This is a genomic window from Nonomuraea sp. H19 (assembly GCF_052068215.1).
In the GTDB taxonomy this organism is placed as follows: domain Bacteria; phylum Actinomycetota; class Actinomycetes; order Streptosporangiales; family Streptosporangiaceae; genus Nonomuraea.
In genome coordinates this window covers 249547-260149 of record NZ_JBQHCV010000013.1, presented here as the reverse complement: position 1 = coordinate 260149, position 10603 = coordinate 249547, and the positions used below count along the sequence as shown (strand labels likewise).

Sequence of the window (10603 nt, the reverse complement as noted above, 5' to 3'; positions counted from 1 at the left end):
CCCGGTGGCCGCTCGTCCGGCTCTGGAAGCGATCTCAGTGGCCATGGCCATGGCCGACGAACGCGCCGGCCGGCTTGCCCGGCGGCACCAGCCCGATCGAGACGAGGGCCGCGACCGCCGCCACGGCGGCGCACAGCGTGAGCCCGGAGACGAAGCCCCCGATGCCGGTCGCGCCGGGCGCCAGGCTCGCCGCGGCGACGGTGGAGACCACCGCCACGCCGATCGACCCGCCCAGCTCGTGGAAGGTGTTGATGACGCCGGACGCGACACCGTTCTCGCCGGGCGGGATGTTCGCCATGGTCGTGGTGGTGGCCGTCACGAACGCCGGCCCGATGCCCAGCGCGGCCAGCGCGAAGCCGGGCAGCAGCGTGGTGTAGGCGCTGGCGTCGGGCGAGATGCGCGTCATCAGCGCCGCCCCCGCCGCCGTCACCACGAACGACCCCACTGCCACGGGACGCCCGCCGAGCTTGCCGATGAGATGGCCGCCGAGCTGCGCGCCGATCGTGATGGCGATCGCCACGGGCAGGAAGATCAACCCGGTCTCCAGGGCGCCGAACTTGAGCACGTGCTGCAGGTAGAGCGAGCTGAGGAAGAACAGCCCCAGCATCAGTCCGGTGGCCAGCAGCATGACGAACGTCCCCGAGATCACCGGACGCCGGGCGAGGGTCTCCGCGCGCATGAGCGGCGCCCGTACCGACTTCTCGACCAGCACGAACACCACATACAGCAGCGCCGCGCCGGCCAGCGGCAGCAGGGTGCCCGCCGCAGACCATCCGGCGTCGCCCGCGGTCACCAGCCCATAGATCAGCAGCGCTGTCGCCGCCGTGACGACCAGGGCGCCGGGCACGTCCACCCGCTCCCCGCGACCGGGCGCGGGCGGCACGACGGCGGGCAGGGCGGCGAGGATGAGCAGGCCGATCGGCACGTTGACGAAGAACACCCAGGTCCATCCCGGCCCCTCGGTGAGGATGCCGCCGAGCAGCACGCCCAGCGCCGCCCCCGTACCGCCGATGGCGGCCCACACGCCGAGCGCGCGCCCGCGCCGCTCGCCGTGGAAGGTGGTGGTGATGACGGCCAGCGCCGCGGGGGAGAGCAGCGCCGCCCCCACGCCCTGGACCGCCCGGCCCGCGATCAGCAGGCCGCCGGTCCCGGCCAGCCCGCACATCAGCGAGGCCGCCGTGAACAGGCCCAGCCCGGCGACCAGCGTCCGGCGGGCCCCGAGCGCGTCGGCGAGCCGCCCGCCGAGCACCATCAGGCCGCCGAAGCACAGCGTGTACGTGGTCACCACCCAGGTCAGCGCCTCACGGCCGAGGGCCAGCTCCGTACCGATCGTCGGCAGCGCCACCTGCACCACCGTGATGTCGACGATCAGCATGAACTGCGCCAGGCAGAGCAGCACCAGCACACTCCACCCACCCGGCCGCGCCTTGGCGGGGGTCGCATCGATGCGCATCAGTAGCTCCTTAACTTGAACATCGTTGTTCAAGTTAAGCACAGAGAACCATACACCGGTAGGGTGTCGAGGTCGTGGCACTGCGACAGCCCACGCGACCTGCGGGATCACACGACGGCACAGGGGAATGAGCGACGCGCCACGCGAGCGGTCGCGCCGACGGAAAGACCCGGCGGGCGGCGCCGACGAAATGTGCCGCGCGACCGGCGATCGATCGCGCGGCGGTTACGGGGCCTGGGCCGTTTACGCGGGCTTGGGGTTTTCGCCGCGGGCGAGGAGGGAGAGCATCGTCGTGATCAGCACCCGCTCGACGTCCTCAGGCGCGAGCCGCCCCGCCTGCCGCTCCTGCGCGGCGCTGTGAATGATCGAGAAGAACGTCGTCACCAGCCAGGACAGCGGCAGGTCGGTACGGAAGTCGCCGTCCCGCTGCCCCCGCGCGATCAGCCGCTCGACCCTGCGCAACGGCGCTTCGTGGTGTTCCCTGATCCGCTCGGTGGCCATGACCCGGTCGGCGGCCACGAACAGGCGGCCATGCCGATCGAGGACCTCCCACGACGACCGCAGCAGCCCCGCCATGGCCTCCGGCGCCGGCGCCGTGTCGATCGACGGGTCCTCCAGCACCGCGTCCGCCAGGCCGACCGCGTGGTTGAACACGGCGTCGACCAGCGCCTCCCGCGAGGGGAAGTGCCCGTACAGCGTGACCCTGCCGACCCCGGCGGCCTTGGCGATGTCGGCCACGCTGGCGCCCGGGTCGGAGCTCAGCAGCCGGGTGCCGGCCTCGAGGATCGCGGCGATGTTGCGCTCGGCATCGGCGCGCCGGGCGGGCACGGGCTGTCGGGCCGCGGTCTTGACCATGCGACCACCCTATGACGTGGCCCGCACCCGATCGCGAAGAACACGCTCGCGTCGCAGGCGGCGTCAGGTCGTGGCGTCCCTGCGGCTCGCCGGGCAGCGCGCCGCGCACTGGCGGCTGCTCGCCCGCGCGACCTGACCGGTCACAGCTCCAGTACGTGGTCCAGCAGCCCCTGCAGCGTGACCGCCCCCACCAGCCGGCCGTCGTCGCCCACGACGGCGACCAGCGGGCTGCGGGTGCGCGCCATCAGCGCTGCCAGCTCCAGCACGGTCGCCTTCAGGTCGGCCATCGGCAGCTCCCGAGGCTGCGCCGGCAGGCACTCGCGGACCGTCTTGCCGCCCAGCTTGCGCAGGAACAGGTCGGCATGGGCCTCGTCGACCACCCGCGCCAGCGCCGGGTCGTCCTGGCAGTAGTGCGGGACGGCCAGGCGCAGCACCTGGGTGCCGGGCAGGATGCTGAGGGGCCGCCCATCCTCGTCGGCCAGGATGAGACCCGGCAGGTCCTGCTCGGCCAGCAGCCTGGCCGCCTCCAGCGCCGGGGTGTCCAGCGTGACCGTCGGGAACTCGACGGCGAGATCACGTGCGCGCATCATGCCTCCACTCCTCAGCCTAGCCAAGAAGCCGCCGCGCCACCGCTTCGCGACGACGCGGCCTTTCTCCGCCCAGCACGGCCGGGCGGCTCAGGGCAGCTCAGCGAAGCGTTCGACCTGCTCCGTACGGCCGGAGACCAGGATGATGTCGCCGTAGGTGAGCTCGGTCTCGGCCGTGGCGTAGGTGAAGTCCTCGCCAGGGGACTTGACCGCCACGATGGTGACGCCGAACTTGCGGCGCAGATTCGACCGGCCCAGGGGCACGCCGACGTACTCCTTCGGCGGTTTGGTCTTGGCCAGCGCGAAGTTCTCGTCGACCTGCATGTAGTCCAGCATCCGGCCGCTGACCAGGTGCGCGACCCGCTCGCCCATGTCGTGTTCGGGGAAGACGACGTGGTGGGCGCCGATGCGGCTCAGGATGCGGCCGTGCTGGGTGCTGATCGCCTTCGCCCAGATGTCCTCGACCTCCAGCTCCACCAGCAGCGACGTGGTCAGGATGCTGGCCTCGATGTCGCTGCCGATGGCCACCACCGCCTGGTAGAAGTCGGGCACGCCGAGCTGGCGCAGGGCCTCGATGTCGGTGGCGTCCGCGGTCGCGATCTGGGTGATGTGCCCCGCCAGAGCCTGGGTGATCTTCGGCCGGTGGTCGATGGCCAGGACCTCGGTGCCGCGCCGGGTGAGCTCCATGGCCAGCGACGAGCCGAACCGGCCAAGGCCGATCACGATGACCGGGTCGCCTTTGTAGTCAGCCAACGATGACTCGCTCCTCGGGTAGTTCGTAGTGGCGGCTGCGGCTGTTGAGCGCCAGCGCGGAGCCTAGGGTGAGCGGTCCGATCCTGCCGACGAACATCAGCACCGCCAGCAGCAAGTGCCCGGCTGTTCCCATGCTCGCGGTGATGCCGGTCGACAGTCCAGCGGTGCCGAACGCCGAAATCGCCTCGAACAGCACGGCCGCGGTGAAGACGGCGGCCACCCAGCCGGCCGACTCGCCGCTCGTGGTCGCGATGGGCAGCGAGAGCAAAGTGGTGCCGATCCCGATGGCCAGGCCGAACCCCGCCACCACGACCTGGGCTGGATGCCGGAATCTCGCTAAGAACGGCGGTGCCGCGGGCATTTACCGACCTCCGCCGACCACGTCACGCATCGTGAACGCCCCCCGAGAAGCTTCCGCCGGAAGCCCTGGCCCACAAGACTTCCCCGGCGTATCGCGAACTACCGTAACAGCCCCTGTGAACGCCCCCGAACTCACGCCCGCCGACGCGTCGGCCACGGTCTGCCACAGGTCTGCCACGGGTTCGGAGGGCCGGAGGCCGCACGCGCGCGGGGCCGGGGCCGGGTGGCGGTCAGGCGCGCGAGCCGAAGAACTCCCGCAGCTCGGAGACCATCACGTCAGGGGTCTCCAGGGCGGGGAAGTGGCCACCATGGCCGAACTCCGACCACCGCACGATGTTGTGGACCTGCTCGGCCAGCGGCCGGATCGAGAAGTCCGTCGGGAACACCGCCGCCGCCGTCGGCACAATCCCGCGCTCCTTCGGCGCCCACGCGCTGAAGTCGTTGAACCGCTCGTAGTACGTGTGCGCCGACGACCCCGCCGTTCCGGTGAACCAGTAGATGCTCACGTCGGTGAGGATCCGGTCCCGGTCCACGGCGTCCTCGGGCAGCTTGGCCGCCGGGTCCGTCCAGTCCTTGAACTTCTCCACGATCCAGGCCAACTGCCCGGCGGGGGAGTCGTGCAGCGAGGCCGCGATGGTCTGCGGGCGGGTGCCGTGCAGCTGCATATACGCGCCCAGTTTCTCCTGCCACTCCCGCATCCCGGCCAGCCGCCCGCGTTCGGCCTCGCTGAGCGAGTTCATCACCGCGGGGTCACCGGTCGGGAACGTGAGCAGGGCGTTGACGTGCACGCCGATGACGTTGTCCGGTGCGGCCCGGCCCACCAGCGGCGCGATGAAGGCGCCGACGTCGCCGCCCTGGACGCCGTACCCCTCGTAGCCGAGTCTGGCCATCAGCTCGGCGAGCGCGGCGGCGGTGCGGCCGTCGGTCCAGCCCGTGTCCGGCAGCGGGCCGGAGAAGCCGTACCCAGGCAGCGACGGGATCACCAGGTGGAAGGCGTCTTCCGCGGCGCCGCCGTGCGCGACGGGGTCGGTGAGCGGGCCGATGAGGTCGGCGAACTCGACGACCGAGCCGGGCCAGCCGTGGATCAGCATGAGCGGCGTGGCGTCCGGCTCGGCTGAACGGACGTGCAGGAAGTGCAGGTTCGCGCCGTCGATGGTGGTGGTGAACTGCGGGTACGCGTTCAGCGCCGCCTCCTGCGCGCGCCAGTCGAAGCCGTCGGCCCAGTATTCGGCCAGCGGGCGCAGGTAGCCGGTGGGGACGCCGCGCTCCCAGCCGGTGCCGGGCAGGTCGGGGGCCCAGCGCGTACGCCGGAGCCGCTCGCGCAGGTCGTCGAGGTCGGCCTGCGGAATCTCGATGCGATACGGCGTGACCTGGGGCGTGATGTCGCTGTTCGTCATGTCTTCGACGATAGGAAGAATCGGTGACAGCTTCCGGCACCAATGAGCAGCACAATTGGCGTTATGTTGGAGACCTCGGCTCGGCTGCTCCGCCTGCTGTCGTTGCTCCAGTCGCGCGCCGACTGGACCGGCGCCGAGCTCGCCGAGCGGCTCGAGGTCGGGCTGCGTACCGTGCGGCGCGACGTCGACCGGCTGCGCGAGCTCGGCTACCCGGTGGACGCCACGCCCGGCGTGGCCGGCGGCTACCGCCTCGGCGTGGGCGCCGCGCTGCCGCCGCTGCTGCTCGACGACGAGGAAGCCGTCGCGGTGGCCATCAGCCTGCGTACGGCCGCCACCGGCAACGTCGCCGGGCTGGAGGAAAGCTCGCTGCGGGCGCTGGCCAAGCTGCAGCAGATCCTGCCGTCGCGGCTGCGGCACCGGGTAAGCGCCTTCCAAGCGGCCATGGTGCCGCTGGCCGGTGCGGCGGCCCCGGCGGTGAACGCCGACCTGCTCACCGCCATCGCCGCCGCCTGCCGCGACCAGCGCCGGGTACGGCTGCGCTACCCGCAGCGCGACAGCGTCGCCGAACGCGAGGTGGAACCGCACCGGCTGGTGCACACGCCGCGTCGCTGGTATCTGCTGGCCTGGGACCTCGGCGCACAGGACTGGCGGACGTTCCGGGTGGACCGGATCCAGGGGCCGCTCGGGCCGCCGGGGGCCCGGTTCGCGCCGCGTACGCCGCCTCAGGAGGACGTGGCCGCGTACGTGTCGCGTGCCATCACCTCCGCGCCGTACCGCTACCGGGCCCGCATCCTGTTCCACGCGCCCCTGGAGGCCGTGGCGCCCCGCACCTCACCGGGGGCGGGGCGGCTGGAGGCGGTGGACGCGGACAGGTGCCTGTACGTCACCGGGTCCAACTCGCTCGACGAGCTCGCCGTCTACGTCGCGGTCAAGGGCTTCGACTTCGAGGTGCTCGACCCCCCCGAGCTGGTGCCGGTGCTGCGCTCGCTCTCCGACCGCCTGCGCCGGGCCGGCGACGCCGAGCAACCGGCGTGATGCCACGCCGGTTTGTGGCACCGTTGGAGCATGCCCGACGAACCAGCAATCCTGCCCATGAGCGTGGACGAGGCGATCGCCGCTGAACAGGCGGGGCGCACCCTGAAATATCTGTACTTCTGGGGCCACCAGCCCGCCCGCGGCGGCGGCGCCGGCCCCGGCTGTCTCAGCCAGTGGTGGCCGGTCACCTTCACCGAGGACGGGCACGAGTTCGCCTCGGCCGAGCACTACATGATGGCGCACAAGGCCTGGTTGTTCGGGGACGAGGAGAGCGCGGCCAAGATCCTCGCGGTCGGCCATCCCCGTGAGGCCAAGGCGCTCGGGCGGACCGTGCGCGGCTTCGACGAGGCGACGTGGGAGGAGCGGCGGTTCGGCATCGTGGTGCGCGGGAGCGTCGCCAAGTTCGGCCAGCACGCCGAACTCCGGGAGTTCCTTGCCGGCACCGCGAACCGGGTCCTCGTGGAGGCCAGCCCGCACGACCGGGTGTGGGGCATCGGGCTGACCGCCGCCGACGAGCGCGCCACCTCACCGGCCACGTGGCAGGGCCTCAACCTGCTCGGCTTCGCTCTGATGGCCGCCCGTGACGCCCTGCGCAGTCAGGACGGGAACCGCAGATAGCCCGGAGGCACGTGATCGGCCAGCCAGACCCCGTTGGCGCTGCGCCGGAACAGGTATCCATCCGCGTGCATGGCCTCCGCCGCCACCACGAGCACCACGGGCACACCCCGCCGCGCCCCCACCCGGGTCGCCGTCTCCCAGTCGGGCGACAGGTGCACATGATGGCGGTTCATGGCCCGCAGCCCTTCTTTCCTGATCGCTCCGACGAAGCGCGCCACGGTGCCGTGATAGAGCACCTCGGGCGGCTCGACGGCAGGCAGGTCGAGATCCACCGGCACCGAATGCCCCTGACTGGCCCGGATCCGGCCGTCCTCGATCGCGTACCGCCGCTTGTCGTTGGACTCGACCACCTGCCACAGCTCCGCGGCCGTGATCGGGAACCCGTGCTCGGCGGCGGCCCGGAGCAGCACGTCCACGGACACCCAGCCGTTGGCGTCGAGCGTGATGCCGATGCGCCGCGGATCGTGCCGCAGGTGCCTGGCCAGATATTTGGAAATGCGTATCATGCGCCGCTCGTCCATCACCGCCATGCTCCCGCTCCCCGCCTGCTCCCGCCAACCCGATTTCGGCGCCCGCGTGACCTCGGCGGACAGCCGCGCCTGCGCCGCCGGCGAACCACGCGCCCAGCGGCGCCACGCCCCGGGTGTCGCAGCCCGTCGCCAACGCCACTGAAAGTTACCTTTGACCAGGGGCAACACCCCGCCGGGGGAAGGAACGTGACATACATGACGCAGACCGACGACTTCGTGCTGGATGTGACCAGGATCCGCGAGCAGGTCCGGCAGAAGATGGACGAGGGGCCGGTCACCGAGACGTTCGGGCGCGATCCGCAAAAGGTCATCGACGTGCTCAACGACGTGATCGCGACCGAGGTGGCGTGCTGGCTCAGGTACACCAGGCACGCCATCTCAGCCAAGGGCATCGACCGGGCGCAGGTGTCCGATGAGTTCACCGAGCACGCCAAGGAGGAGCTCCAGCACGCGCTGCGGGTGGCCGAGCGGGTGAGCCGGCTCGGCGGGGATCCGGACTTCGACCCGGCCCAGCTCATCCGGCGCTCGCACATCGACTACCAGGTTCCCGAGGATCGGGACCTGCGCGCCCTGCTGGAGGCGAACCTCGAGGCCGAGCGCATCGTGATCGCCACCTACCGGGAGATCATCCGCTGGCTCGGGGAGGGGGACCCGGCCACGCGGCGGCTCATGGAGTCGATCCTGAAGGAAGAGGAGAAGCACGCCGACGACCTCGCCGACCTGCTCGGACCGTAGAGCACGGCGCCGGGCATGCCGCTCGGCCGGCGCCTTTCGAGACCGGCGTCCACCGGAGCTCGGGGCCGGGGCCGGCGGGGGATCAGGACTCCAGGCTCAGGGACAGGCGCCGGGCCAGCCCCGTGTTCCTGGGATGACCCACCCGGTGCACCGCCATCTCCAGCGCCTCCCGTTGCCCCACCAGCACCACCCACGCCTTGGCCCGGGTCACCAGCGTGTAGAGGAGCTTGCGCCGCAGCATGATCCCGCCGCTCTCGGCGACGATCGGCGCGACCACGAACGGGTATTCGCTGCCCTGCGACCGGTGCACACTGATCGCATAGGCGTGGGTCAGGTCGTCGAGCTCGTCGAAGCCGTACTGGACGGTCTGCCCGTCGTCGGTGCGGATCGAGATCGTACGCTCCTCCGGCACGACCGCCGTGACCGTGCCGGTCTCCCCGTTGAAGACCCCTTTGTCGTAGTTGTTGCGGATCGGCATGACACGGTCGCCCACCCGGAACACCGTCGCCCCCGACCAGTGCTCGGGCTTGTCGTCGGCGGCCGGGTTGAGCTGGTCCTGGATCAGCCGCCCGAGCGCGGTCGCGCCCGTCTCGCCCTTGCGCATCGGGCACAGCACCTGGACCTGATCCGGCTCGACGTGCTGCTTGCGCGGGATCGCCACCATGGCCAGATGGGCGACCCGCCGCGCGACCTGCTCGGGATCGTCGAGCTCCTCGAACCAGAACCCGCCCCTCCCCGGCGTCACCGGCATCCGCCCCGCGCGGATGCGGTAGGCCGCGTCGATGATGCCGCTGCCGTCCGACTGGCGGAAGACGTGCGTGAGCTGCACGCGCGGGATCTCCGGTACGCGCAGCAGGTCGGCCAGGATGTCGCCGGGCCCGATGCTCGGAAGCTGGTCGCTGTCGCCGATGAGCAGCAGGTGGCTGCCCGTCGGCACGGCCGCCGCGAGCCGGGTCGCCAGGTGCAGGTCGAGCATGGACGCCTCGTCCACCACGATCAGATCGGCCTGCGCCGGCGTCTCGTGGAACAACGTGTCCGGATCGGGGTCGGGCTGCTGGGCGAGCATCCGGTGCACGGTCATCGCGGGCAGCCCGGTCAGCTCGGACAGGCGCTTGGCCGCCTTGCCCGTGGGCGCGGTGAGCGTCACCGTGCCGCCCGCGGCTCTGACGGTGGTCGCGATGGCCTTGACCGTGTGGCTCTTGCCGCACCCCGGACCGCCCGTGATGACCGAGACGGTGCTGGTCAGCGCCATGGTGACGGCCGCCCGCTGGTCGTCGTGCAGCCCGGGATCCTCGCGGAAGGCCCGCAGCGGCAGCGTCGAACGGGCCTGCGCGAGCCGGGCCAGCTGGGCGGCCAGCGCCACCTCGCGGCCGTGCAGGTGCTTGGCGTAGGCCACCATCTGGCCCGGCTGGTGAGGAGAGGTCTCGACGACCAGCCGGTGGTCGGCGATGAGCGCGTCCAGCATCGGCCGGACGAGCTCCTGATCCTGCTCGATCAGCTCGGCCGTCTCCCTGATCAGCGTGGACACCGGCAGGAAGCAGTGCCCGTCACGGGTGGCCGCCGCCTCCAGCCGGTCCAGCAGCGCCGCCTTGACCCGCTGCGGGCTGCGCTCGGCCACCCCGGCCTGCAGGGCGATCCGGTCGGCGATGCGGAACGCGATGCCCCTGACCCGCCCGATCAGCCGGTAGGGGTCGGTGGCCAGGACCTCGTCGGCGTCCTGCCCGAACGCCTGGTAGATCTTGGCAGCCAGCAGCGGGCTGATCCCGAGCCCCTGCAGCGTCACCATCAACGCGGCGATCGCCTTCTGCTCCCGCCACGCCTCGACGATCTGCGCCTGACGCAGCGGCCCGATGTTGACGACCTCCGTGAGCCGCTCCGGCTCGGTGTCGATCACCTTGAGCGTGGCCTCGCCGAAGTGGTCGACGATCGCGTACGCCAGCCGCGGCCCGATCCCCCTGATCAGCCCCGACCCCAGGTAGATGCGGATCGCCCGCACCGACGACGGCGTCACCCGCTCGCACCCGGTGGCCGCGAACCGCCGGCCGTAGCGGGGATGCCGGCTCCAGTCGCCGAACAGCCGCAGCGTCTCGCCCGGCTGCACCCCGCCCAGCGCCCGCCCGGTGGCCACGAAGTCGGGCACGCCGTCGGCGCTCATGCGCGCGACGGTGTATTCGTCCTCCCGGACGTAGACGAGCTGCTCGACCGACGCCTCCACGACTTAGATCAAACCACCCGCCACCGACAATCGGCTCACAGAGCCACCGCCGCCGCCGCCGCTGG

11 protein-coding genes and 1 pseudogene are annotated in these 10603 nt (G+C 71.7%); 4 read left to right on the top strand and 8 right to left on the bottom strand.

What is annotated here, in order from left to right:
- Positions 1 to 34: 34 nt before the first annotated feature.
- Positions 35 to 1453 (bottom strand): MFS transporter, encoded by a 1419-nt coding sequence (locus ACTMTI_RS28915; protein ID WP_441123697.1) that lies wholly within the window; start codon positions 1451 to 1453, stop codon positions 35 to 37.
- A 243-nt stretch (positions 1454 to 1696) separates the two neighbouring features.
- Positions 1697 to 2308, bottom strand: a complete 612-nt coding sequence (locus tag ACTMTI_RS28910) for a TetR/AcrR family transcriptional regulator (protein WP_441123696.1) — start codon at positions 2306 to 2308, stop codon at positions 1697 to 1699.
- On the opposite strand from ACTMTI_RS28910, the gene ACTMTI_RS28905 reads away from it, so the two are divergent.
- On the top strand, positions 2307 to 2444 hold the full coding sequence (locus tag ACTMTI_RS28905; protein ID WP_441123695.1) for a hypothetical protein: 138 nt from the start codon (positions 2307 to 2309) through the stop codon (positions 2442 to 2444). The two genes, ACTMTI_RS28910 and ACTMTI_RS28905, sit on opposite strands and share 2 nt — an antisense overlap.
- 4 nt (positions 2445 to 2448) lie before the next feature.
- Here the strand turns inward: ACTMTI_RS28905 and ACTMTI_RS28900 are convergent, their stop codons facing one another.
- The 4 genes and pseudogenes from ACTMTI_RS28900 to ACTMTI_RS28885 form a co-directional block, all read right to left on the bottom strand.
- Positions 2449 to 2898, bottom strand: coding sequence for a CBS domain-containing protein (locus ACTMTI_RS28900; protein WP_441123694.1), 450 nt, complete (start codon positions 2896 to 2898; stop codon positions 2449 to 2451).
- An 87-nt stretch (positions 2899 to 2985) separates the two neighbouring features.
- Positions 2986 to 3648, bottom strand: a complete 663-nt coding sequence (locus tag ACTMTI_RS28895) for a potassium channel family protein (RefSeq protein WP_441123693.1) — start codon at positions 3646 to 3648, stop codon at positions 2986 to 2988.
- Positions 3641 to 3844, bottom strand: a pseudogene (locus ACTMTI_RS28890) (potassium transporter TrkG); the annotation flags it as partial. The gene ACTMTI_RS28895 and the pseudogene ACTMTI_RS28890, both read right to left, overlap by 8 nt.
- A 394-nt stretch (positions 3845 to 4238) precedes the next feature.
- Complete coding sequence (locus ACTMTI_RS28885; RefSeq protein ID WP_441123692.1) at positions 4239 to 5405, bottom strand: epoxide hydrolase family protein; 1167 nt, start codon at positions 5403 to 5405, stop codon at positions 4239 to 4241.
- Between the two features lie 63 nt (positions 5406 to 5468).
- Between ACTMTI_RS28885 and ACTMTI_RS28880 the strand changes: the two genes are divergently transcribed.
- Both ACTMTI_RS28880 and ACTMTI_RS28875 read left to right on the top strand, forming a co-directional pair.
- Positions 5469 to 6440, top strand: coding sequence for a helix-turn-helix transcriptional regulator (locus tag ACTMTI_RS28880; protein WP_441123691.1), 972 nt, complete (start codon positions 5469 to 5471; stop codon positions 6438 to 6440).
- A 30-nt stretch (positions 6441 to 6470) separates the two neighbouring features.
- Positions 6471 to 7058 (top strand): NADAR family protein, encoded by a 588-nt coding sequence (locus tag ACTMTI_RS28875; RefSeq protein ID WP_441123690.1) that lies wholly within the window; start codon positions 6471 to 6473, stop codon positions 7056 to 7058.
- Here ACTMTI_RS28875 and ACTMTI_RS28870 read toward each other — a convergent pair.
- Positions 7037 to 7588 (bottom strand): RNA 2'-phosphotransferase, encoded by a 552-nt coding sequence (locus tag ACTMTI_RS28870; protein WP_441123689.1) that lies wholly within the window; start codon positions 7586 to 7588, stop codon positions 7037 to 7039. The two genes, ACTMTI_RS28875 and ACTMTI_RS28870, sit on opposite strands and share 22 nt — an antisense overlap.
- 195 nt (positions 7589 to 7783) lie before the next feature.
- Here ACTMTI_RS28870 and ACTMTI_RS28865 point away from each other — a divergent pair, with 195 nt between their 5' ends.
- A complete protein-coding gene (locus ACTMTI_RS28865; RefSeq protein ID WP_441123688.1) occupies positions 7784 to 8323 on the top strand; it encodes a ferritin-like domain-containing protein in 540 nt (179 codons plus the stop codon).
- Positions 8324 to 8405: 82 nt separating this feature from the next.
- Here ACTMTI_RS28865 and recD2 read toward each other — a convergent pair whose 3' ends face one another.
- Positions 8406 to 10538, bottom strand: a complete 2133-nt coding sequence (recD2, locus tag ACTMTI_RS28860; protein ID WP_441123687.1) for an SF1B family DNA helicase RecD2 — start codon at positions 10536 to 10538, stop codon at positions 8406 to 8408.
- Positions 10539 to 10603: the final 65 nt, after the last annotated feature.